Source organism: Novosphingobium sp. KN65.2 (assembly GCF_001368935.1).
Lineage (GTDB): Bacteria > Pseudomonadota > Alphaproteobacteria > Sphingomonadales > Sphingomonadaceae > Novosphingobium > Novosphingobium mathurense.
Genome location: NZ_CCBH010000195.1, coordinates 1 through 22680 on the forward strand (window position 1 = coordinate 1; position 22680 = coordinate 22680).

General features: G+C 63.3%; 27 protein-coding genes and 1 tRNA gene. 8 read left to right on the plus strand and 20 right to left on the minus strand.

Going from position 1 to position 22680, the window contains the following annotated elements; all coding sequences use genetic code 11:
• Positions 1 to 268: 268 nt before the first annotated feature.
• A tRNA-Ser gene (locus tag SPHV1_RS20670) sits at positions 269 to 359 on the minus strand.
• A gap of 247 nt (positions 360 to 606) precedes the next feature.
• Between SPHV1_RS20670 and SPHV1_RS20675 the strand changes: the two genes are divergently transcribed.
• The 3 genes from SPHV1_RS20675 to SPHV1_RS20685 all read left to right on the plus strand — a co-directional run bounded on the left by SPHV1_RS20675 (position 607) and on the right by SPHV1_RS20685 (position 3426).
• Positions 607 to 1449, plus strand: a complete 843-nt coding sequence (locus tag SPHV1_RS20675) for a DUF1134 domain-containing protein (RefSeq protein ID WP_054947889.1) — start codon at positions 607 to 609, stop codon at positions 1447 to 1449.
• 241 nt (positions 1450 to 1690) lie between these two features.
• Positions 1691 to 2869 (plus strand): amino acid aminotransferase, encoded by a 1179-nt coding sequence (locus SPHV1_RS20680; protein WP_054947890.1) that lies wholly within the window; start codon positions 1691 to 1693, stop codon positions 2867 to 2869.
• A 2-nt stretch (positions 2870 to 2871) separates the two neighbouring features.
• Positions 2872 to 3426 (plus strand): GNAT family N-acetyltransferase, encoded by a 555-nt coding sequence (locus SPHV1_RS20685; RefSeq protein WP_054947891.1) that lies wholly within the window; start codon positions 2872 to 2874, stop codon positions 3424 to 3426.
• Positions 3427 to 3429: 3 nt separating this feature from the next.
• On the opposite strand, the gene SPHV1_RS20690 is transcribed toward SPHV1_RS20685, so the two are convergent.
• From SPHV1_RS20690 to SPHV1_RS20785, 19 genes are all read right to left on the minus strand, one after another.
• Positions 3430 to 4047 (minus strand): riboflavin synthase, encoded by a 618-nt coding sequence (locus tag SPHV1_RS20690; protein ID WP_054947892.1) that lies wholly within the window; start codon positions 4045 to 4047, stop codon positions 3430 to 3432.
• Positions 4032 to 5018 (minus strand): bifunctional diaminohydroxyphosphoribosylaminopyrimidine deaminase/5-amino-6-(5-phosphoribosylamino)uracil reductase RibD, encoded by a 987-nt coding sequence (gene ribD, locus SPHV1_RS20695; protein WP_054947893.1) that lies wholly within the window; start codon positions 5016 to 5018, stop codon positions 4032 to 4034. The genes SPHV1_RS20690 and ribD overlap by 16 nt, the downstream gene beginning before the upstream one ends.
• Positions 5015 to 5509, minus strand: coding sequence for a hypothetical protein (locus SPHV1_RS20700; protein ID WP_054947894.1), 495 nt, complete (start codon positions 5507 to 5509; stop codon positions 5015 to 5017). The genes ribD and SPHV1_RS20700 overlap by 4 nt, the downstream gene beginning before the upstream one ends.
• Before the next feature lie 32 nt (positions 5510 to 5541).
• The gene (locus SPHV1_RS20705; protein WP_054947895.1) at positions 5542 to 6267 is read right to left on the minus strand and encodes a M48 family metallopeptidase; all 726 of its coding nucleotides are present in this window, start codon (positions 6265 to 6267) and stop codon (positions 5542 to 5544) included.
• 4 nt (positions 6268 to 6271) lie between these two features.
• Complete coding sequence (locus tag SPHV1_RS20710; protein WP_054947896.1) at positions 6272 to 6760, minus strand: YcgN family cysteine cluster protein; 489 nt, start codon at positions 6758 to 6760, stop codon at positions 6272 to 6274.
• On the minus strand, positions 6748 to 7365 hold the full coding sequence (locus SPHV1_RS20715; protein WP_054947897.1) for an SCO family protein: 618 nt from the start codon (positions 7363 to 7365) through the stop codon (positions 6748 to 6750). The genes SPHV1_RS20710 and SPHV1_RS20715 overlap by 13 nt, the downstream gene beginning before the upstream one ends.
• A 71-nt stretch (positions 7366 to 7436) precedes the next feature.
• On the minus strand, positions 7437 to 8474 hold the full coding sequence (locus SPHV1_RS20720) for a tyrosine-type recombinase/integrase (protein ID WP_231634787.1): 1038 nt from the start codon (positions 8472 to 8474) through the stop codon (positions 7437 to 7439).
• Positions 8467 to 8652 (minus strand): hypothetical protein, encoded by a 186-nt coding sequence (locus SPHV1_RS20725; protein WP_054947899.1) that lies wholly within the window; start codon positions 8650 to 8652, stop codon positions 8467 to 8469. The genes SPHV1_RS20720 and SPHV1_RS20725 overlap by 8 nt, the downstream gene beginning before the upstream one ends.
• On the minus strand, positions 8652 to 8921 hold the full coding sequence (locus tag SPHV1_RS20730) for a head-tail connector protein (protein ID WP_054947900.1): 270 nt from the start codon (positions 8919 to 8921) through the stop codon (positions 8652 to 8654). Before SPHV1_RS20730 ends, SPHV1_RS20725 begins: the two co-directional genes overlap by 1 nt.
• Entirely contained in the window at positions 8918 to 10057 is a 1140-nt protein-coding gene (locus tag SPHV1_RS20735; RefSeq protein ID WP_231634788.1) for a phage portal protein, read from the minus strand. Before SPHV1_RS20735 ends, SPHV1_RS20730 begins: the two co-directional genes overlap by 4 nt.
• Positions 10054 to 10596 carry an HK97 family phage prohead protease gene (locus SPHV1_RS20740; protein WP_054947902.1) on the minus strand — a complete coding sequence of 181 codons (543 nt, stop codon included), beginning with the start codon at positions 10594 to 10596 and terminating at the stop codon, positions 10054 to 10056. The genes SPHV1_RS20735 and SPHV1_RS20740 overlap by 4 nt, the downstream gene beginning before the upstream one ends.
• On the minus strand, positions 10596 to 11837 hold the full coding sequence (locus SPHV1_RS20745) for a phage major capsid protein (protein WP_231634789.1): 1242 nt from the start codon (positions 11835 to 11837) through the stop codon (positions 10596 to 10598). Before SPHV1_RS20745 ends, SPHV1_RS20740 begins: the two co-directional genes overlap by 1 nt.
• Positions 11838 to 11984: 147 nt before the next feature.
• A complete protein-coding gene (locus SPHV1_RS20750; protein ID WP_156367411.1) occupies positions 11985 to 12506 on the minus strand; it encodes a hypothetical protein in 522 nt (173 codons plus the stop codon).
• 236 nt (positions 12507 to 12742) lie between these two features.
• Positions 12743 to 13228 (minus strand): hypothetical protein, encoded by a 486-nt coding sequence (locus SPHV1_RS20755; protein ID WP_156367412.1) that lies wholly within the window; start codon positions 13226 to 13228, stop codon positions 12743 to 12745.
• Positions 13229 to 13536: 308 nt separating this feature from the next.
• Positions 13537 to 15105, minus strand: coding sequence for a terminase large subunit (locus tag SPHV1_RS20765; RefSeq protein ID WP_231634790.1), 1569 nt, complete (start codon positions 15103 to 15105; stop codon positions 13537 to 13539).
• A 76-nt stretch (positions 15106 to 15181) separates the two neighbouring features.
• Complete coding sequence (locus tag SPHV1_RS26165) at positions 15182 to 15571, minus strand: HNH endonuclease signature motif containing protein (RefSeq protein ID WP_369817964.1); 390 nt, start codon at positions 15569 to 15571, stop codon at positions 15182 to 15184.
• Positions 15564 to 15812, minus strand: coding sequence for a hypothetical protein (locus SPHV1_RS20775; protein ID WP_054947907.1), 249 nt, complete (start codon positions 15810 to 15812; stop codon positions 15564 to 15566). The genes SPHV1_RS26165 and SPHV1_RS20775 overlap by 8 nt, the downstream gene beginning before the upstream one ends.
• A 142-nt stretch (positions 15813 to 15954) precedes the next feature.
• Positions 15955 to 17358: an AAA family ATPase gene (locus SPHV1_RS20780; protein ID WP_082431089.1), complete on the minus strand. Its 1404-nt coding sequence runs from the start codon at positions 17356 to 17358 to the stop codon at positions 15955 to 15957.
• Positions 17355 to 17663: a hypothetical protein gene (locus SPHV1_RS20785; RefSeq protein ID WP_054947909.1), complete on the minus strand. Its 309-nt coding sequence runs from the start codon at positions 17661 to 17663 to the stop codon at positions 17355 to 17357. Before SPHV1_RS20785 ends, SPHV1_RS20780 begins: the two co-directional genes overlap by 4 nt.
• A 393-nt stretch (positions 17664 to 18056) precedes the next feature.
• Between SPHV1_RS20785 and SPHV1_RS20790 the strand changes: the two genes are divergently transcribed.
• The 5 genes from SPHV1_RS20790 to ssb all read left to right on the plus strand — a co-directional run bounded on the left by SPHV1_RS20790 (position 18057) and on the right by ssb (position 22192).
• On the plus strand, positions 18057 to 18656 hold the full coding sequence (locus SPHV1_RS20790; RefSeq protein ID WP_054947910.1) for an ankyrin repeat domain-containing protein: 600 nt from the start codon (positions 18057 to 18059) through the stop codon (positions 18654 to 18656).
• A 19-nt stretch (positions 18657 to 18675) separates the two neighbouring features.
• A complete protein-coding gene (locus tag SPHV1_RS20795; RefSeq protein WP_054947917.1) occupies positions 18676 to 19329 on the plus strand; it encodes a COQ9 family protein in 654 nt (217 codons plus the stop codon).
• Positions 19330 to 19433: 104 nt separating this feature from the next.
• Positions 19434 to 19673, plus strand: a complete 240-nt coding sequence (locus SPHV1_RS20800) for a ferrous iron transport protein A (RefSeq protein WP_054947911.1) — start codon at positions 19434 to 19436, stop codon at positions 19671 to 19673.
• Complete coding sequence (locus SPHV1_RS20805; protein ID WP_054947912.1) at positions 19670 to 21511, plus strand: ferrous iron transporter B; 1842 nt, start codon at positions 19670 to 19672, stop codon at positions 21509 to 21511. Before SPHV1_RS20800 ends, SPHV1_RS20805 begins: the two co-directional genes overlap by 4 nt.
• Positions 21512 to 21613: 102 nt before the next feature.
• The gene (gene ssb, locus SPHV1_RS20810) at positions 21614 to 22192 is read left to right on the plus strand and encodes a single-stranded DNA-binding protein (RefSeq protein ID WP_054947913.1); all 579 of its coding nucleotides are present in this window, start codon (positions 21614 to 21616) and stop codon (positions 22190 to 22192) included.
• Positions 22193 to 22680: the final 488 nt, after the last annotated feature.

A 22680-nucleotide genomic window follows, 5' to 3' on the forward strand; every position in this document is an offset into this window, starting at 1 on the left:
CCCCCCCCCCCTTGCTTGTGCACTTGCTCCATCCTGAGCGTTCAGGATGCATTTATTCCATAAATTCAGCGTTTCGCTGGTGGATGGAGAGCTGCCTCGAGCGATCGGTCAATGATCGAACGAGGGCATGACCTGAGCCATGATCTTGCTGCCAAAGCCCATGCCCGGAACGCATGACTCTCATGGGAAGACCAGTCTTGCCGTAATGTCGGGCGGGGCTGCCGTCGGCCCTGTAAACTACTGATTCGATGCAGTAATCTACGGGAAGTGGCGGAGACGGAGGGATTCGAACCCTCGGTACCCTGATAGAGTACGGTTCCTTAGCAGGGAACTGGTTTCAGCCACTCACCCACGTCTCCGGATGCGGCGCAGGCGGGCCCTATAGCTGGGGGGATCAGGGGCATCAAGGGGGGATGAGCGCCGAATGTGAAATTAGTTCGCTGGCGACGATTCGGGGCCTTGGCGATTCGGTCTGCCGCAAAACCGACTCGGTCCATCGCCCGTTCATTGCAGCGGCACTAGCAGTGGATTCTTGTGCGATGTCGCAATGTTGCCGCGCTTCGGCGCCAGTTTTACCGCCGTACCGCGAGGGAGGATCGGAAAGTCATGTCAGTCTGCAAGCCAATCACCGAACAGAGCCGGATTAAGGCTCCGAAACGGGCTGGCGCGCGTGCATCACGATCGATGATCGCGCTCGCGGCGGCCTTTCTAGCCATCGTCTCGCCGCTCTCGCCCGCCATGGCGCAAGTGACGACCGTCGATCCCGACGCCGCGATCGATGGGGACCTCAAGGGGGGCGACACCACCTTCTCGTCCGACCCCACCGGCGAGCTGCCCGCGCAGCACGATGCCGCAGCCGCATCGGGTAACGGCACGCCGATGGAGCCGAGCAGCAGTGTCTCGGACTGGAATGCCGACAAGATGGCAGCGCCGGCCGCGTCTGCGACGCCCGCTGCCGACAATTCGACAACCTACCACGAGGACGACCTGATCGGCGCGGCCGAAGGCGTCTTCGGCAAGGGCGCCAAGGGCCTCGCCGATGTGATCAAGGACCTGCTTGCCAAGCAGGGGGAGCCCAACGGCTACATCGTCGGGCGTGAGGCCGGTGGCGCTCTCGCGATCGGCCTGCGCTATGGCTCAGGCACGCTCTATCACAAGGTGGAAGGCGAAAAGCCGGTCTACTGGACCGGACCTTCGATCGGCTTCGATGCCGGGGCCAACGCCGGCAACGCCTTCGTGCTCGTCTACAACCTCTATGACTCCGAGGATCTCTATCATCGCTTCGGCGCAGGCGAGGGACAGGCCTACCTGATCGGCGGCTTCACCGTCAGCTACCTGCGCCGCGGCGATATCGTCCTTATCCCGGTCCGTGCCGGTGCGGGCCTGCGCCTTGGTGCCAACGTCGGTTACATGAAGTTCTCGCACAAGCAGCGTTGGCTGCCCTTCTGATCCGACCGGATCGGTAAGGTTCTAAAGGATCGGTCCGCTCCCCATCCGAGCCCCCTCTCGCACCTGAGGGGCCGGGGCTCGCAAAGGGTCTGGGATGGGGAGTGGGCTGGAGCCGGTGCGGCACAAGGTAACACTTTTGCCGCACCGGCTTTCTTTTTTCTGCCGTTGTTGCAGTGTTGGTCAGCTTCGCGCAGATCACCTGTTGCTTCCATTACCGGGCGAGAGTAAGGCCGCGCCCGCCATGCTAAACAATCTTCAGCAACAGCCCGCCGATGCGCTTCTTGCGCTGATCAAGCTCCACAATTCGGACCCGCGCGCCGACAAGATCGATCTTGGCGTCGGAGTCTACCGAACTGGTGACGGGGAAACCCCGGTCTTCGGTGCGATCAAGGCGGCTGAGAAGAAGCTCGTCGAAACGCAGGACTCCAAGGCCTACCTTGGCCCCGAGGGCGACATGGGCTTCGTCGAAGCGCTGATGCCCTATGTTTTCGGCAAGGCGAACCCGACGCAGGACGGCCGCATCGAAGGCATGCAAACCCCCGGCGGCACGGGTTCGCTGCGTCTTGCCATTGCGATGGCCAAGCGCGCCGGCGTGACCCGCCTCATCGTCGGCAAGCCGAGCTGGCCGAACCACAACCAGATCTGCGCCGACCTCGACCTCGAAGTCTTCGAATTCGGCCACGCCAATGCCGATGGCAAAACCGACATGGACGCTGTGCGCGGTGCGATCGCACAGGCCCAGCCGGGCGATGCGATTCTGCTGCACGGCTGCTGCCACAACCCGACCGGCATCGATTATTCGAACGCCGAGTGGGACGAGATCGTCGGTCTCATCGCCGGCAAGGGCATCCTGCCGATCATCGACCTTGCCTACCAGGGGCTCGGTAACGGCATGGAAGAAGATGCCTACGGCCTGCGCCGCGTCATCGCATCGGTGCCCGAGGCGATCGTGTGCTATTCGTGCGACAAGAACTTCGGCCTCTATCGTGACCGTGTCGGCGCACTCTACGTGCTGGCAGCCGAGAAGGACGGCCTGCCCAAGATCATGTCGAACGCGCATGCCCTGGCCCGTGCCAACTGGTCGCAGCCGCCGGATCATGGCGGTGCCGCGGTTCGCCTGATTCTCGAGGACGAGGCGCTGACCAAGCAGTGGCTCGCCGAACTCGACGAAATGCGCGATCGCATGCGCCTGATGCGCGAGAAGCTGGCTGCTGCCGGAAAGACCGGCGGTGTCGACCTGACGCCGATCGGTGGACAGAACGGCCTGTTCTCGATCATCCCCTTCACCCCTGAGCAGGTGCAGGCGATGCGCGACAAGCATGGCATTTACTTCGCCGGTTCGGGCCGCATCAACGTGGCCGGCCTGACTCAGGGCAACATCGACAAGTTCATCGCTGCCGTTGCGGACGTAACGGCCTGACGATGGATCGTCAGCCGGTCCTTCAAGGGGATCGGCTGACGCTGCGTCCCCTGCGCTCCGGCGACTGGGACGCGCTGTTTGCCGTGGCCTGCGATCGCGAGATCTGGGCCGGGCATCCCTCGCACGACCGCTGGCAGGAACCCGTGTTCCGGGCTTTCTTCGACGAAGCCCTTGCCAGCGGCGGTGCCTTGGCGATCATCGACAAGCTGGCGCCGGAAAGCGGAACGATCATCGGATCGACCCGCTTCGGTGAGCCTGAAGCGGAAGCGCCGGGCGAGATCGAGATCGGCTGGTCGTTCCTTGCCCGCGCCTATTGGGGGCTAGGATATAACGCCGATTTCAAGCGGCTGATGCTGGTCCATGCGCTGGCGCATTACGATCGCGCCATCTTCCAGGTCGGCGCGGATAACGCGATTTCCCGCAAGGCCATGGCGAATATCGGCGGCAGGCTCGTGCCCGGCCGAATGCGTTCCTACGAACGCTGCGGCGTCACGGTCGATCACGTGATCTACGAAATCACCCGCGAGAGTTTCGCGCAGGGGCCGCTGTCGGCCTGAGGTTCAGCCGCGCAGGCTCTGCATCCGCTTGAGGTAGCGGGCGAGCACGTCGATCTCCAGGTTCACGCAATCCCCCGCCTTGGCCGCGCCGATGGTCGTGACCTCGGCGGTGTGCGGGATAATGTTGAGCGTGAAGTGGCAGGTGCCGTCGGGCTGGTCGGTGACATCGTTCACCGTCAGCGAAATGCCGTCGACGGTGATCGAGCCCTTGGGCGCGATGAAGGGGGCAAGTTCGGCGGATGCCTCGATCTCGAAGCGACGCGAATCGCCCTCCGGCGTTATCGAGACGATCTTGCCGACGCCGTCGACATGGCCGGTCACGATGTGGCCACCCAGTTCGTCACCCAGCTTGAGCGCGGGCTCGAGGTTGAGGCTGGTACCCTGTTCCCAGCGGCCGGGCACGGTGCGGGCAACGGACTCGGCGGAAATGTCGACCGCAAACCATGCATCGCCAGCGACGCCGCCCTTGTCGACGACGGTCAGGCAGACGCCCGAACAGGCGATGGAGGCACCCATCGCGATCCCGGCGGGATCGAACGGGCAGGCGATGACGGCGCGAAGGTCCCCGGTCTTGCGGGTTTCGCGGATCTGGCCGACGGCGGTGACTATTCCTGTGAACATGGGATGCGGCTGTAGACTTCGAGCGTGTCGCTGCCAAGCTGGCGTCGCTCGCAAATTCGCCACTGGCCATGAGCCGAAGCAAGCGACCCGAGGCCGAAGTCCCGGACGGCAGGCCGTCCGCCCAGCAGGATCGGCGCGCGGTAGATCAGCAGGCGGTCGACCAGCCCGGCACGCAGGAAGGACGAAGCAGCCCCCGCGCCGCCTTCGACGAAGAGGTACTGTACGCCATCCATGTCCGCGATCGCTTCGGGCGAGGGCAGGGCGCGCCAGCCTTCGGGCGCGTCGCCACCGATCAGCACCCAGCGCTCGGGGCTGCGCTGTTCGAGGCCGGGCAGGCGCACGTCGAGACGCGGGGCATCGGCACGCAGGGTGCCGCCGCCCACGAGGATCGCATCGGCCCTGGCGCGCATGGCGTGGGTATGTGCACGTGCCTGCGCACCGGTGATCCACTGGCTTTCGCCCGACTGCAGCGCAAGGCAGCCGTCGAGCGACATGGCGAGCTTGAGCGTGACCTCGGGCCGCCCCAGCCGCTTCGAGACGAGATAGCCCGACAGGCTTTGCTCGCAGGCGGATGAGGGGAGGTATTCGGCGGCGATTCCGGCCTGGCGGATCCGCTGCATCCCCAAGCCTGCGGTGCGCGGATCGGGGTCCATGCAGCCGATCACGACGCGGGCCAGGCCGGAGGCGCTCACGAGGTCGGCGCAGGCCGGGCCGCGCGGCGATTCGTGGGCGCAGGGTTCAAGCGAGACGTAGAGCGTGCCGCCGCGTGCCGCGTCGCCGGCGGCATCGAGCGCGACGGCTTCGGCATGGGGGCGCCCCGTCGCCCGGGTCCAGCCGCGGGCAACAACCTTGCCTTCCTTCACGATGATCGCGCCGACGCCGGGATTGGGTCGACTGATCGGACGCGCGCGCGCGGCGAGACCGGCGGTTGCCGCCAGCCAGCGAGCGTCCTCGCGATTATCTGTTGTCACTGGGCAGCTTCGTCCTGTTGGGCCGCGATCTGCTCGACCGATGTAACGCCTTCGGGCAGTTTGCCTTGCTTCTTTTTCTGTGCGGCGTCCCGGGCAGCCTGCTCGGCTTCGGCCTCGCGCGCGATCTTTTCGACGTCCATGCCGGACATGCGGCCGATCGTCTTGTAGATGTTGCGCACTTCCTCGTCACGCTTGGCGAGTTCCTTGGCGACCGCTTCCTTGCGCTTCTGGTTCGCGATGTTGGACGCGATGATCTCGGCCTCGGTGCGATGGCCGGAGAACGTCGAGATATAGGTGATCTTCGGCGGAGGCTGTGGGCCTTTCGCCTCCTGCTGGTACATCGTGAAGAACACGCCGAAAGTGCAGGCGGCCGAAAGCGCGGCAATGCGCCAGCGGTTGTTGCCGGCCTGTTTCCAGACGGCCTTGAAGTCGGCGACCATCCCCGTGGGGCTGACGTCCTTCCAGTATCCTGAGCGTTTGAACAACGACATGGGGCCTACTTAGGCGCTTCGGGGGCCAAACGCTAGCCGAAGGGGAGGTAAAGCTCGCGTCCGTGGGCCTTGAGCCAGGCATTCGCAGTCCGAATATCGCCTTCGAACAGCGCATTGAGGCTGGCGTGGAAGGCGGGCGAGTGGTCGAAATGGATGAGGTGGGCCACTTCGTGGGCGACAACGGACCGGCGCACGAAGTCCGGGGCCATGATCAGGCGCCAGTTGATCCGGATGGAGCCGTCGGGCGCGCAACTGCCCCAACGCCGCTTCGCGTTCGAGAGCGCCAGCTTGGGCGCGGCGACTTCGGCCCGGGCGCAGTACTCGACCAGATCCCCGGCCATGAGCGTACGCGCTTCGCCCTCCAGCCAGCGCCTGAGGCGGGATTGCAGCGAGGTTTCGGGGCCGCCCAGCGCGATGGCGCCTTCGCCGTGGACGGCGCGGCGCGGGGCCTGGGGATCGTGCCGGATGAGAAGGGCTTCGCCGCGAAACCGGATCTGCGCGCCGTGGGCAAGGGGCTCGGCGACGGGCAGGGCGGCAAGCTGACGGGCGAGCCAGTCGCGCCGCGATCCGGCGAAGGCGATGGCTTCTGCCGTACGCGTCCAGCGCGGGATCGTGATGCGCACTTCGCTGCCGTCGGGAGCCAGCCGCATGGTAAGGCGGCGCGCCCGGTCATGGCGGCGGATCACTATGGGGACGTCCTTGCCGTCAAGGTCTATGACAGGCTCTTCGCGAGGATTGCGGCGCAACCAGTCGAGCACGGACTCAGCCTTCCTCCTCTTCGCAGGCGTCCTCGTCGAAATCGTCTTCGCCGTAGGGCCAGACGATGTGATGCTCCAGCGGCCCGGCGACGGTCTCGCTGATCACCTTGCCGACGATCGACATGCCCGCGTCATGCACCGCATTGCGATCCCCGCTGAGGAGATAGTGCCATTCGGGCAGGGGCTGGCCTTCCGAGCGCAGGCGATAGGCGCAGCTCGGCGGCAGCCAGTCGAGGCTGCCTGCATTCTTCAGGCTGAGGCTGAGGCAATCGGGCACGAAGCTGCGGCGATTGGCGTAGTCGCTGCACCGTGCGGTCTTGAGGTCGAGCAGCTTGCACGCGACGTTGGTGTGAAAGATCTCTCCGGTGTCGGCGTCTTCCACCTTGTGCAGGCAGCATTGGCCGCAACCGTCGCACAGGGCTTCCCACTGTGCGCGGTCGAGCGTCTCGAGCGGACGCTCCCAGAAAGGCGTCGCGCTGCTCACTTCACCCACTTGGCAAGTTCGGCTGCAACGGCGTCGGGGCCCTTGTCGACGGGGAGCATGGCGATGGGCTTGCCGTCCGGGCCCATCAGGTAGGCAATGCGGCTGTGGTCCATCAGGTATCCGCCGGGGGTTTTCTCACCCTTCTTGTAATAGGCGACAAAGGCGTCGGCGGCGACTCTTACCTGATCGGGGGTGCCGGTCAGGCCCAGCAGGTTGGGGCCGAAGGCGGCGGTCCACTCACCGACGACCCTGGGGGTATCGCGTTCGGGGTCGATCGAGATGAAGATCGGCTGCACTTTCGCCGCTTCCGCAGGGTGCGCCTTGTCGAACAGGTTGAAGCCGCGCATCATCGCCTGGACATCGAGCGGGCAGGCATCCGGACAGAAGGTGTATCCGAAATAGACGATGCGCCACTTGCCTTTGAACTGGTCCCAGGTGACGGCCTTGCCGTCCTTGTCGACCAGCGTGAAAGGCCCCCCGATCGCGGCGCCTTCCAGCGGCGGTCGCTCAGGCTGCTCCTGCTGCGAGCAGGCGGTGAGAGACAGGCTCGCGGCAAGGCCGAGGGCAAAGGGGGCTATCCAGCGTGTCAGGTAGGTCATGGCGCGTCGCTTCATGCTCTGTTATCCACCATCTGAAAAGCCCTATTGTTTTCAATTCGTTGCAAGCGCGGTTTTCCCTTCCGCGCTCAGTTTTCCCGTTCTCGTTTGGTTTCAGCACCTTGCCACTTCGCCGTGGCGAGCCTTGCAATCTTCGGCTGCGACCGTTTCTTGCCGTAATGGTCCAGCATCCCGAGCGACTTGTGGCCGGTGATCGCGGCGACTTCGGCAGTTGTGCAGCCAGCCTCGAAAAGCTCTATCGTCGCGTTCTTGCGCAGGCCGTGGGCCGTGCGCCGCTCGTGGCCGTTGTCTGCGCAGAACTTGCGGCACCAGCGGCCGAAGGTGTCGGGGATTAACGGGCCGCCTTGCTCGTTGCTCAACAGGAACAGATGCCGGTCTGATCGGGGAAGGTCAGAGACCAGCGCGGATAGCTTTGGATACAGCGGGATAACCATCTCCGCCTTCGTCTTTTGTTGGCGGAAGTGCAGCGCATCTGCCCGGATCATCCCCCATGTCATCGAACACACGTCACCGACGCGCTGGCCGGTGTAGAGGGTGAGGGCGACCGCGCGCCGAAAAGAGGCATTCTCGCTGGCAAGTGCCAACGCCAGCAAGTCGTCGGGCCATGGCTCGCGTTCGCTTTGATTGCCGTAAGGTTCGACGCCCAGCGTCCAGTCCTCGATACCGCGGTGCCGTTTGACCGCGAATTTGTAGAGGTTGCGCAGGATCGAAAGCATCATGTCCGCTGCGCCCGGAGTGTCCTGATTAGCGTCCATCACGCGCGTTTGTATGTCCTCGCGGGTTAGCTCCCTAAGCGGGGCGGAAGCGTATGCGGCCAGGAGCCGGGAAAGATAGTGATCGTAATTGGCGCGCGTGCTCGCGCTGCGATCCAGGTACTTCCGGTCCTTGCGGTACGCGGCCACTAGCCCGCCGAAAGTGCCTGTGCGCGTCCGCTCATCTTCCAGCGCCCCTATGCGCTGCAAGCGGGCGATGGCGCGCATGAAGCCGTCCGGGTCGTCATACGGGTTGGGCAGGCGGCTCCAAGGCTCGGTGCGCGCCCAATAGTAGTACGTGCGGCCCTTCGCCCGCTTCGTCCTCACACCCGGCCATGTGACTTTTCTAGACACGATCAGGGGCCTTTTCCTGCCAGTTGGTGCGTGCCGGCGTAGTCGTCTCCGCCGCCGTTACCTTCACCGTTCCGTTTACCAAGTCGAATATGATCTCCGGGCGCAGCCCGCACTTGGCCAGGGCCGCGACCGCGCGGTCGTAGTCGGCTTGGACAAGAGAGGCTGCGCGGCGCGCCATCAGACGTCCAAAGTCCTGAAAGGCTGAACGAGGCGGTCTTCGCCGTCTCCGGCCTTCACGCTGTCGCGGTTGTCAAATGCCATCGCAATGCGGGCCAGGCAGGCGAGCTTGAGCCGGTCGGGAACCGTCCCAGTGCCGTCCCATCCGTCCGCCGTTTCAAGCACCGCTTCGGACGCAGCGCCAATCAACAGCGAAATCGTGTCGTCTTCGTCGCTACCAGATACGCGAAGCCATGCCTTGGCTTCGGTGAGGCTGACAAGATCAGTCATGCCTGCACCTCCTTGCGCGGATTCCAGCCTTCGACCTGCCGCACTTCCTCGGGGTCGAGCACGCCCGTATCGATCGCGATTTTGTGAGCATCCCAGCGGGTTTTCGGATCGCCGCGCAGGAAGCCCGAAAGGTCAAGCTCCAGTTCGTAGCCGCTGTTCGTCGGAAAGACGGAGCGGGCGAACTCGGATTCGATCTTGCGCGCCCAAGGAGCGAGCGTGAACATGGCGAACCACCGGCCCGCCGTCTCCGAATTGGTAAACGTGTTGTGGCTGTAGTCCTGTACCAGCGGGGGCGGAACCTGGAACAACCGGCAGATTTCCTCGGTGCCGAATTTCCGCGTTTCCAGCAGCTCGGCATCCTCGGGGCTAATCTGCGATGCCTTCCACGTCATGCCGCCGTCGAGCACCATGGTCGAGCCAGCGTTTGCATGGCCTGAATGGCGTGTTGCGAACTGATCGCGCAGGCCGGTGCGCTGCTCGGCCGTCATAGTACCGGGAACCTCGATAACGCCGCTGGGACTCGCCCCATTATTCAGGAAGGCCAGCGCGTGACTGTTCGCCGCCTGGACGCCAGAGACGGCATCGCAAGCGCGAGACAGCCTTGATTTGCCAATCAGGCCGTCATCGGTGCGATCGCGCAGGTGCAGAACCTCGCCAGCGAGCAAGCGCCGCGAGCGTCCGCGCCCGTCCGACACGTCATAAGCAAGCCTGCCGCTCGACAGCTCGGAGGCCGTCACCATGCCCCACGGGATATACCGGAAGCCCGAAAGCTGCCCGTTGCCGCTGCGCAGGATCTCCGCAAGGCCGTTGCCGGTCAGCAGGGCCGACGCGACAAGATGCTCAAGGAAGTCGGGCCAGGTCATCGTTTCGGTCACGCCGTTGCGCGTAATCCGGGTGAGCGGGTGGCCCATAGCCTCAATGCGGTTTTCGCCCTCGCGCCGATAGACCAGCGCCGGGATGCTCGCGAGCGAAGTTGAGATAACGGTCGTGCACGCCAGAACGCTCGAAAGGTTCTCGGCGGCGCGCGCCGATACGCCCGCCGTATAGCCGATACCGGGAGCGAGAGCCGCCCACGACAGGTCAGAGCCATCGGCACGGCGCTCAAAGCCAAGGAAGCTGGCAACGCGGTCCATCATGCCCATAGTGCCGCCTCCGCCATTACCAGGACACGGCGCCGCCGCGCGGCCTCGGCACCAAGCTGGAGTGCCCGCAAGGCGATCTCGGTGCCCTCATAGGCAGGCCAGGCCGAAACGACGCTGATCTCTTTCAGATTGACGGAGCGAAGCGTCCGGGTCTGTCCCTGCCAGCTATCGCCGCCCTCGGGGATGGTGAAGCCGAAGCTCATCCCGCCCAGGTCACCGCGTTCGGCAAGCTGGAGCACGTCGCGGCCCGCTTGCGTCTCGGGAAGGTCGAGCGAGAACATCAACCCCCGTGAATCCTCAGAGAGCCGCAGCGTGCCCGATCGGGTACGCCCCAGAACCTTGCCCGCGTCGTGGTCGAGAAGCGCGAGAATATCGCCCGAAAGCGCGTTCCGAAAAGCACCGGGGGCAATGCGCTCCCGGAACGCGCCCAGGTCGGCTTCGCCGGTAAACGTGGCGGCATACCCCTCCAGGCGCCGCCCAGCGGTGCGCACCTCCGAGAAGGTGCGGCGCTCAAGCTTTGCCGCCGCGCTCATCAGACGACCGCCGGGAGCGCGAGAGCCGCCGTAGCGTCCACGCCGGTAGCCGATACGAAAGCGGGCTTGTGGCGCAGGGCTACGTCCACGGTCGCCATCGCGCGAATCGAGATATTGCCCTTGCTGTAGGCCGTCGATTCGAACGGGTTCACGAGAATGTCGATCTCGCTCCAGATGCCGATCAGCAATTCGGACCAGTCGGCATAGATCAGCGCGGTTTCGTCCGTGCCGACACCAAGATCCTCAGGGGCCTGGTTGGAGAACGTGACCGACTCATTGTGGAAGATGGCCGGAACGCCCACAGGCAGATTGTTACCGTCGAGCTGCTTCATGGCGATCTTCTTGATGCTGTTCGCAGTCAGGAAGCTACGGCGCGCGGTGCCCACGTTGGCAACATCGCACTTGGCGATCATTTCCGCCGTGGTGTCGAACAGGCTGTCAGCATAGGCCTGCGTGGCAATGCCGGAGGTTGCCAGAACGCCGGTCGGTTCATTCGAGCCGCCGCCCTTGATCGATGCCAGGTCGATCGCCAGCGCAAGATTGCGGGCCAGCATTCCGCGCAGGAGCATTTCCACGTCCGGGGACGACTGGATCACCATGTTGCGCGACCATTCCGAAAGAGCGCCAGCGTGCTTGGGGCTCATCGTCACGGCATCGAAATCGGCATCATCGCTCGACAGGGCCGCGTTCTCGGCAACCCAGCCAATGGCCGGGGAGTCGGTTTCGCGCGGGATCGAGATATTGCCGGTAAGGCCATTGAGGACGCGCGCACCCAGACCGCGAACAACAGACGACGCGACCAGCGCGTTGATGTACTGGTCGGGGCGGTGATCGGTCGAGACGATCTCGCTTGCGGCCGAAGTTGTCAGCACACGCTGTTCAAAGATCTCGGTCGGGATGAATACGCCCTGGGGCTTCCGGCCTGCGCGGGTGGCAAGCTCGGCCTGCATTTCGCGCTCGAAGCCCCAGTCGACGCCAAGGCCAGCGGCACCGGCCACGGCCCGCGAGAGGGAGAACTTCGAACGGATTTCACTGTCCAGCTTGACGTCACCGTTGATCGGCTTGCCGATCTCGACACGCTCCGCAGCGTCGATCTTCTTCTGCCGATCGAGCTTGGCGTCCAGGTTGCGCAGCTCGGTTTCCGCCGCTTCGAAGGCGGCATTGTCATCGGATTTGTGAGCAGCGTTCATGCGGTCCAGAATGGCCGCCCGCTGTTCCATCAGGTCCGCAGTCTTGATCATCTTACAGTCCTTCATTCTGGCGGGGGCCTTTGGCCCCCGCACTGTGAGTGCCTTCTGCCTCGCGGCGATGGCGGTAGTTCCCCATGGGGTGCACCCCTTCCTCAGTGCCAGACGCGGCGGAGGACGCCGTGGGGAGCGGCGATTTCGTCATTCATTGGCTCCAGCGATGAAATTCGCGAGAGTTTCGAGCATCATCTTCCCGATTCGGGTGGTTTGCTCAAAGTGAGCACTTTCCGGACTCGAAATACGTTCGCGCGCCAGTCGGTTCGCCGCCTCGCTGTCGAGGCCTTCGAAGTCGGGGTTGCTCGCATTGAAGTCCCACTGCATGAATTGATGCATGGTCTGGAACCGGATGATTGCAGAGAGCCCGACGCCGCCATTGGAACGAGAGACAGTGATTGCCACATCGAATGGCTCACCCTCCTCGTCAGCGAATTCACCTTCTGACATGGCAGAAAGAATCGCATCAACGGCCATACCGAACGAGCATTCTGAGAGAATCTTGTCGTCGATCAGCGCGCCATCATAGGGCAGAACGCTGGCCCCTTTAGTGTTGCCAAAGTCAATGCAGCGGGCATCGCCAAGCATCGAAACGACGAGAGGCGAGTCTTTCACTTGCTGGCTGGCAGCGAGCCCGAGCAGTAAATTTCGTGCGTCAGTGAAATGCATCTCCGCTCCACCTGGTCCGCGGCCGCCCGACGAGATGAGCCCAGCCTCACGGAGATGGCGCGCAGTCTGGTGCACTGTGCCGTGAGGCAAACCAGTGATGCGAGCCATCTCCTCAGTGAGTTGCGAAAGCTTAGCCATACCGTCCAGTTACTGCGCTTGACGCATTAACTAGCACCAAGGAGTAATTGCGGCAAGCGCATTTACTCCTTGCACAGCCAAGCTTGGGGAAAACAAGGTCAAACGAGCCTGTACTCTGTGACATACCCTCTGCCGTGAGGTGGGTCCAAGCGGCGACACCTAGTCCTGCGGATATAGTCGCGGTGCTCTCTCAAGAGCGTGCGGTCCGCAGACGGCGGTAAAGCCTCGGCCTCGCTCTGATCGAGTCCGTAAAGCGGGAAGTTGAAGTCGTCATCGTCCGGCTCACTGTCGGTGTCCGCGTCGCAAGGGTCGTCGTCGATTGCCTTGTCGATGTCGGCAACTGCGCAGCCAGGGCCACCGGCAAAATCAAGAGCCAGCGGCGAGAGCACGAACGAATCCTCAAGGTCGGTTTCTTCAAGGTCGGGATCGCCGTCCAGCCGATCGAGCATACCGATGAGCCGTTCGATAATCTCCTCCACTTCGGCTCGACGCGACGAGACGGCCGGGAAGCTGCGGCGAATGCCAGGAATATGATGAATGGGATTGGCGCGGGCAAAGTCAGCCCGTAATGGGGAATAAGCCATGATTGATCTCCTACCGATCGGTTGTGGTTAGAGCCGGGTGGTTGTTGGTAGCTTCCGCTCGGCTCGTCCGTTACGTAACGAATTGCAAACTTGCCGTCAATCCGTTATGCACGTCGTATGGCAATGACACCCTCTGAGCGCCAAGCGCGCTATCGCGAACGATTGAAATCCGCTGCTAAGCTGGAACCATACGAGATTGAGGTCCTCAAAAAGCAGATTGCGGAGTTGGAACGCGCACTCAATCAAACGCGGGCTCACATTGGACTTCCTGAAATCCAACTCCCGAAATCCGCTTATAAGCCACACCGCTAGAGCCACATAATCCCCTCGCCCTTGTAAACCTCTGGCCCCTCATCCACCGCAGCCGCACCACAAGCCATGATGGTCGCAACGATACCGTCGATGCGGTCAAATGACTTGGCCTTGGTCGGCTTGCGGTTCCCGGCCGGATCCGTCTCGACGATCACGTTGCCCGCCTGCCAGCGCAGGAGCGGATTGCCGTTGTGCCGTAATTTGCGGGTCAGCAGCGCCGTCTCAAAGGCATCGACGGCTGACGCGTAGGATTTGAACCCCGGCACGAATTCGGTCATCGGCAGGTCTATCCCTTCATCGCTCAAGAGCTTGTTGAGCCGTTCGATCTGCCAGCGATCGAACGCGATGCCGCGCACGTCGTACCGGCTGCGGATTTCCGCCAGCTGCATCAGGATTGCGACGTCATCGCGAGCGTTGCCCACGGTTGCCTGCGCCCAACCATCGGCAACCCAACGATCGTAGGGAACCCGGTCGCGTTCCACGCGCGCCGGGATCGTGTCATAGGGGAGCCAGTGCCAGACCAAAACCTTGCCGGCGTGTGGGAAGTACAGGGCAAGTGCGGTCAAGTCCTTCGTGCTCGACAGGTCGAGGCCGCCGTAGCAAACCTGGCCTTCCAACTCGGCTTCGTCGTAGGGCTCACCGTTCGCGTCCCAGTCGAGTTGCTCGATGAACCGGCCCTCTGCCGCAATGCGCTGGTTGAGCTGGAGTAGGCGAAACGAAGGTTGGAATGACGGCGAGCGCTTGGCCCGGGCTGCCGCATCCGCAAATTGGTCCTCGTTGAGGAACACGCCCAAGGCCGGATTGGCGGCCGCCCAAGCGGCAGGATCGTCGAGCGAGCAGTCGTCGGGGGCGGCATGGAGCTGGGTGTAGACCGTCGGCACTGGCTCCGCGTCCAGCATCTCAGAGAAGAAGTGGAGATCGTCAGCTGCCTGCGTGCTGATCGTCACGCCAAGTGCGGAGGTCCGCTTGCCCATGCCGGTCGCCAGGTTGTCCCAAAGCTCTCGGCTGCGCCATTGTGCCACCTCATCCGCGATCCAGAACGACGGTGCGAGGCCGTGCGCCTTCCTGGCGTCAGAGGTCAGCGCGCGCCAACGCGACTGGCTTTCCTCGTCGATGATCTCCTTGTGCCAATCGCGGATATTCACGCGCGCCGCCATCCAAGGCGTCGCCTCGATGTAAGCGCGCGCCTGGTTGTAAAGGACGCCAGCCTGCTCGCGATCGAGCGCCGCCGCGTAACATTCGCCATAGGACTCCAAGCAGGGGCCCAGCAGGTGCGCCAGCGACAGGCCGGATAGCAGCGCCGATTTACCGTTCCCTCGTGCCACCGATAGCGCTGCAAGTCGCACCAGGCGGTTGCCATCGCGATCTCGCGGCTCGTAGACGCCGCGCACGAACTGCCGCTGGAAGTCTATCAGCTCGAGCGCCTGGCCCGCCTTGAGGCCTGACACAATCGGGAGCGTTTCGAGGAAGGCAATCACCTTCTCAGCCTCCGGCATCCCATCCTTTTCCCAAGGGTGTGCCACCGTGTTCAGGAAGGCTGCCGGAGGCTCAAGTTCTGCGAACATGGTGCCCGCATATCCCGCCTGTTCAACAGGAACGGCCTTCGCAGCAATGCGCAAGCGGCTTGCTCCGGGACCGCGCTTACCCACGGCGAATCCTCGAAACTAATTGATTTTTAAGGCTCCTGCGCGCCACGCGCCCCTCAGCCCTGAGCGATTTCCAAGGGTGGGCGGGGTCGATCGGATCGCCCTTGGCATCACAGCCCTTCATCGGCTTGTTCGTGCTGACAGCGCCAGCCTCGCCACCGCGCGCCGTCTTGCGACTGTGGCAGGGGAGGCAAAGGCTTTGCAGGCCGTCATGGCTGGGGAAGGGCAAGCCACCTTCGCTGATAGCCGTGATGTGGTCCACATGGCTGGCCATGGTCAGTACGCCGCGCAAGGCACAATGGCGGCACTCAGGTTCAAGCGACAAATGCGCCTCGCGCAGCCTGCGCCACGCTGCGGTATTGTAGGGCCATGCTCGGTTACGCACCAAAGGCCTCCATCGTTATGTTGATTACATGGAAGCGACCGGGAAGCATCGAAGCGCCGAATTCCTCGGCAGCATCCCAGGCCGCGCGAAAGGTCGGGTATTCTACCCCATCGCCAAACGGTTCGTCGTCAGGGCCGACGCAGAGGTTGATCTTGTAGCAGGGCCATCCGTCTGCACCTGACCACAACTCAATAAGCACGGCAGGAAACACCGCTGCCATCAGTTCCTCAAGAAAGCTCATCGTTCACCATCCAACTGCTTAGCCAGTCTGCGCAGGCGGTTTTCCAAATCACTGCGAGTTTCGAAGTAGCGTTCCGGATCACGCCAATCCGGGCGCAAGCGGGAGAGATCACGCGCGATAGATCGCACTGCGGTTGCGGGCGTCATTCATCCGCCCCCTCGGCATCGTCTCCCCAGTCGAGGTCATCCTCCACTGAAAACGCATCGGGCGACCAGCCCGATTCAATGGAGGGGCTGGGGCCCTCCGGGCCAGCCCCGTTTATACCGTAGGTATAAGGGACACTGTTTCCGGTCGATTTGTGCGGGTTTCCGGAGCCTTCCGGAAGATGTTTCCGGGAGCTTTCCGGATAGGTTTCCGGAATTTCGGAAGGCCTTCCGGAAGCCTCGCGGAGACCGAAAATATCCTTCCCCTCGGCAGTGTCGCGATAGAGGAAGCCACGCTCAATTCGGCCCGCCATGAACAGCCTTTCCATGGCTTTTTCGAGACTGGTTTTCGACATGCCTTTCGCAACCGGCATCTTGGCAAAAACACGTGGGGCATAGTTGGCAGCGGTCGGCTTGTCGGACACTTGCCGTTGCTGCTCGTTCCGCTCCTTCAGGCAGCGCAGGAAGACCGAGTTTTCCCCGTTGGCCTTAATCACTTCGGCCATCTCTTGGCGCTTGTCAGGCGGCAATTCCCCATCGAGGACGAATGCCCAATTATGCCAGCGGAAACGCAGTGCCTCGCCAGGCTTGGCGTAGTTAGCCTTGCCAATGGTGAGCACGCGCACATCTGGATCTTGCTCATCACCGTCCTGGTCGAGAACCCGTCCGATCCAGACCTGCGAACGGACGGCATTGAGCCAAGCAGTCGAGCCGCTGTAGGTATCCCCGCTCTTGTTGGGATGGCCTATCAACAGAATCGCTGCGCCTGTTTCGCCTGCCAACCGATTGAGCAGATTGACGAACCTCGTGACTTCCCCTCGGTCGTTTTCGTTGCCGGTGAAAAGGTGCGCCACGTTGTCCAGTGCGACAATTCGAGCGCCAATTGACCGAATAGTCTCGGCAAGCCGATGGTAGCTAGGCGTGGGAGCGAAATTGCCCTTCCCGTCATCGCCGTCGAGCGGATTGTCGAGCGCGCCGCGAAGGCTGACCAAGTGCAACTTTCCCGCAAGGCTCGCCATCGGCACGTTCATCGCTTCACACAATCGCTCCTGCCGATAATGCAGCTGGCTGGGGCCATCTTCGCAGGTCACATAGAGCGATGGGCCTTCCATCACTTCAAGGCCCAGGCAGTTGAGTCCGGCCGCAGAGGCGGTGGCGATTTGCTGCGCCAGCAGTGACTTGCCCGTGCTTCCTGGCCCGGTAAACAAAGTGACTTCACCGAGGGGCGCAACTCGCTCAATTGCAAACACAACTGCCTCCGCAGGGATCGTGGCCAACTCGGCAAGGTTGAGGGGAGCGAGCATCGGCGAAGGGGGTCTCCCCAAATTTGGGGACACCACTCGCAGGTTGCGGCGGCGCTCAGCGTCCTGCGCGGCGCGATCGATATCGTCCCAGCTGTTCATGCGCCCGCCTCGAACAGTTGAGCGTCATTCGCACAGATCGTCAGGCGGCGAGCGAGCTTGGCCACCTTCTCCAAATCATCGACTTGCGCCGGAGCAAACTGCCATTCTCGAACCAGATCGCAGACCAGTGAGCAAATGGATCTCGCTAAGGGACTTTCCGTCTCGTACGGCATGAATGAGGCCAGACGGCCCGCCTGGTAAAGTTTTAAACGCAGGTCTAATTCCTCGGGGGGGAGCGTCCCCATGAGTGCCGTGATCGGGTCAAGTTTGCTGGCATCCGCGAAGTCGTGGGACTGATTGGTCATTGCGCCATCTTCCCGTTGCCGGTAGAGTGCGGGAGCTTTTCACATGCGACCCGAGAAGCGCTTTCAGCCCTCGTCCCGGTTGCCGCCAGGACGGGGGCTTTTATTTTGTCGGGAGGCTTTCGGAGCGACAGATTGCCCAGGATTCGGAGCCGGTTCGGGTTTTCCGTTCCTTCCCAACCGCTTGTTTTCATTGGACGCAGTTTTCCCTTCGGAATGCTGCAAACCCTTGGTAATCCTTTGATTCCGTCTAGTGCTCTGCTAAGCCGCGCCATGCAAGGTGCGATGCCTGGGTCGAACAGCAGCAAGCGCCGGAAGAATCGACCAAGTCGGAGGAAATACGAAGTGTCCAGGAACAACTTGGGGTACGGTGCGCGGATCTCTCGGGCGATCCTGATGGCGGCCTTGCCGACGCTTGCCGCGGGTCTTGCGGTTTCCTCACCGGTCATGGCCCAGGCGGGCTTCTCGGAAGGGTACAAGTTCCTCGAAGCGGTCAAGAAGAAGGATGGGGCCAAGGTCGAAGAAGCCCTGCTCGATCCTTCATCGCAGATCATCAATTCGCGCGACGTGACCACTGGCGAGACGGCGTTGCACATCGTCACTGCCCGCCGCGACCTGACCTGGCTCAACTACCTCATCTCGCATGGCGCCAACGTCAACGCTGCGGACGATCACGGCCGCACGCCGCTGGAAATGGCGGTCAATCTGGGCTGGCGTGAAGGCGCGGAGTTCCTGCTGGAAAGCAAGGCGTCGCCCGACCCTTCGAACGACGCGGGCGAAACGCCGTTGATCTATGCCGTGCACCGTAAGGACCTGCAGCTCGTCAAGGCGCTGCTGCAGGCCGGAGCCGATCCCAATCGTGCCGACAATTCGGGGCGTTCGGCGCGCGACTATGCGGCGCTCGACAGCAAGACCGGCCCGATGACGTCCGTACTCGACGAATATGCGGCGAAGAACAAGAAGAAGGCACAGGCCGTCTACGGCCCGGTGATGTGATCGCGTGGCAGGCAGGATGATGGAAGAGCCGCAGACTCTCGAAGCGCTGCGCCGACAGCTCGCCCCGGCGATTGCCGATGCCGTCGCCTTCGATGGGTGGAGCGAGGAAGCGGTGGCGCAGGCCGCGGCCATGGCGGGCATCGATAACGAACTTGCCCAGTTCGCCTTCCAGGGCGGTGCGATGGCGATGATCGCCGCCTGGATCGGCCATGTCGATGAACGCATGGTGGCCACGACGCCGGCCGAATCGCTGGCGAATCTTCCGATCCGCGAGCGTATCCGTCGCCTCGTCATGGCGCGACTCGACGCCGTGGCCGGCAGGGAGGAAGCCCTGACCCGGGCGCTTTCGATCATGGCGATGCCGCAAAACGTCGTCGCCGCGACAAAGCTGGGATGGCATAGCGCGGATGTGATGTGGCGCCTCGCAGGGGATACCGCGACGGACTACAACCACTATACCAAGCGGGCGATCCTTGGAGCGATCTATGCCGCGACGCTGCAGGTCTATGCCCGCGACAAGAGCGATGACAAGGCTGAAACCCGCGCTTTTCTGGACCGCCGGATCGACGGCATCATCCGCTTCGAAAAGACCAAGGCGAAAGTGTTCCGCGCCCCTGACGACCGTTTCAGCGTGACCCGGCTGCTGGGCCGGTTGCGCTACCCGGCGCGCTGATTTTTTGCCTGTCGCTGCTCCCGATTTGATCGCGGACAATGACAGGAGGGGGTGGCTATTGCGAACCAGTTGCAAATAACGATGTAATCTGGCAGCGCAGATCCATGACTTTAGACTTGCTTCCCGTAGGCCAGGGCGCCCGCATCACAGCGGTCGACTGGAAATGCCTCGTCGATGAGGAGGCGCACCGTCTGCGTGCGCTCGGCATCGACGAGGGGGCCAAGGTTTCCGTTTCGCATCGCGGCGTCTTCGGCGGCCGCGATCCGATCGCGATTTCGGTCGGCCGCATGATCGTGGCCGTGCGCCGCGCCCACGCCGCAGCCATGGAAGTGGAAGTCCTGTGAGCCGCCAACGCAAGGTCGCACTGGTCGGCAACCCCAATGCGGGCAAGAGCGCGCTGTTCAATGCCCTGACCGGTGCGCGTCAGAAGATCGCGAATTATCCGGGCGTCACCGTCGAGCGCAAGTCGGGCCGCTTCGTGCTTCCCACCGGCGAGCCGGTGGAGATGACCGACCTTCCCGGCGCTTACAGCCTAGATGCAACGAGCCCGGACGAGGAAGTTACTTCCAAGGTCGTGCGCGGCCATTTCCCCGGCGAAGCCGTGCCGGACGTGCTGGTGATCGTCCTCGATGCGTCGAACCTGGAACAGCACCTGGTCTTCGCGCAGGAAATCCTTGCGCTGGGCAAGCCCACCGTCATCGCGCTCAACATGGTCGACCTTGCCGAACGCGACGGTCTCGTGCTCGACGCCATGCTGCTCGAGCAGGAACTGGGGGTGCGCGTCATTCCCACGGTAGCCGTGCGTCGCCGCGGCCTGACCGATCTGGCAGAGGCGATCGCCTCTGCCGAGATGCGCCACCCCGGGCCGGGCATAACCGACCTTTCCCTGACCGAGCGGCGCGTTGCCGCCCATGCCATGGCCGAAGGCGCGATTCTCTCGGAAACCCGCCGCCATCGCCTGCACGCGCAGCTCGATCGTCTTCTGCTCAATCCCTGGATCGGGCCGTTCGTTCTGTTCGCGCTGCTCTTCGTGGTGTTTCAGGCGGTCTTTGCCTGGGCGACCCCGTTCGCCGACGGACTGGAGGCAGCGGTAGGCTGGCTGACCGACTGGACTATCGAGTTCATGCCCGCTGGCCTCGTACGCGATCTCGTGACCGACGGCATCCTTGCCGGTGTCGGCTCGGTGGTCGTGTTCCTGCCGCAGATCGTCATCCTTTTCGCATTCATCCTCGCGATGGAAGCATCGGGCTACATGGCTCGCGCGGCCTTCCTGATGGACCGGCTGATGTCCTCGGTCGGCCTTTCGGGGCGCAGTTTCATTCCGCTGCTTTCGAGCTTCGCCTGCGCCATTCCCGGCATCATGGCGACACGCTCGATCAGCGATCCCAAGGATCGGCTGACGACGATCCTGATCGCGCCGCTGATGACGTGCTCGGCGCGCCTGCCGGTCTATGCGGTGATCATCGCCGCCTTCATCCCCAGCCGGTCCGTCGGCTGGGGCATCGGCCTGCAGGGACTGGTTCTCTTCGCGCTCTATGTCGCGGGCGTGATCGGGGCGATGGCGGTCGCTCTCGTGCTGCGCCGATCGGTGACCAAGGGGGCGGCTTCAGGCTTCATCATGGAGCTGCCGAAGTACCAGCTTCCCCGCCTCAAGGACATGGCGATCGGCCTGTGGCAGCGTGCCTGGATCTTCCTGCGGCGCGCCGGCACGATCATCTTCACCGTCACTGTCGTGCTGTGGGTCATGCTCAATTTCCCGCAGGCCCGCCCGGGAGAAAGCCAGGTCGACGCCTCGATTGCTGGAAAGGTCGCCAATGGCCTTGCCGTCGTGGTCGAGCCGATCGGCTTCAACCGTGACATGGCACTGGCGCTGATCCCGGCCATGGCTGCGCGCGAAGTGGCAGTCAGTTCGCTGGCGACGACTTATGCCGTCGATGCCACGGACGAGGACGAGCAGGCGATGGAACTGGGCGATCAGCTCAAGTCGCGCTGGACCCTGCCAATGGCACTGGCTTTCCTGGCCTGGTTCGTCTTCGCGCCGCAGTGCATGTCGACGATTGCCGTCACCCGGCGTGAGACGAACGGCTGGAAGTGGCCCGCCTTCATGCTCGCCTACCTGTTCGGCCTCGCCTATATTGCCGCAGGGCTGACGTTCTGGACCGCGACGGCCATCGGCCTCTAGCGATCCTTCCGCCTCGGTTGTGGGAAAGGCCCGCTTCCGGGGTTGGCGTCGGACGCCGCGATTGGCTACCCAACCGGCCACACACGATAGGAAAGCGATTCCATGGCAGGCAGCGTCAACAAGGTCATTCTCGTCGGCAATCTCGGGGCTGACCCGGAAGTCCGTTCGTTCCAGAACGGCGGCAAGGTATGCAACCTGCGTATCGCCACCAGTGAATCGTGGAAGGACCGCAACACCGGGGAGCGCCAGGAGCGTACCGAATGGCATTCGGTCGCGATTTTCTCCGAAGGTCTGGCCGGCGTGGCCGAGCGCTTCCTGCGCAAGGGCTCGAAGGTCTACATCGAAGGCCAGCTGCGCACCCGCAAGTGGCAGGACCAGCAGGGCAACGACCGTTACACGACCGAAATCGTACTGCAGGGACCGGGCGCGGTCATGACCATGCTCGATGGTGCGCAGGGCGGCGGCGGTGGCGGCGGTCGCTCCGGCGGCTTCGGCGAAGGCGGCGCATCGGGCGGCTTTGGCGGCGGTGGCCGCTCGGGCGGTGGCGGTGCGCGTGGAGGTGACGACTGGGGTCGTTCGGGCGGTGGCGGCGACGACTGGGGTCGCACCGGCGGATCGTCGGGCGGTAGCAGCAGCGGCGGCGGCTTCGGCGACGATCTTGACGATGACATTCCGTTCTGATCTGCCACGCGGATCATACTTGAGCCGTGCGGGAGATGCCTTTGCGCTGAGGCCCTGCACGGAGGAGCGATGGGGCTGGATGACAGCCCTTTCCCCATAGAAGCGCCGGGCAAGGTTCTTGCCCACGACCTCTCGATATATGCGATAGACTGGTTGCCGGCCGCGCAGCTGCCAGACCGCCGGGCTGAAAGCAGGGCGCAATCTGCGGCACGGCTCTCGGCCCGGCGTGCGGGTTTCGTTCGTCCTTGGCAACGCACAGGCGCGCTTCGCTACGTAGCGGCACAATTCCCAGTGCATCCGATGTTGGGTGGGGTTGTCCCCGCTTTGCCTCAAGCCAACGTGTGCGGCGAGGTCGAGCGCAGGGCGTTAACTGCGTATGCTCTGCAGAGCGAGCCATGAGACGGTAGGTCGGTCACCCCGGGTAAGGGGCTCGGCTGATCAGACGATCCGATCAGGTCAAGAAAAAGGCGGGCCATCGTGAAGATGGC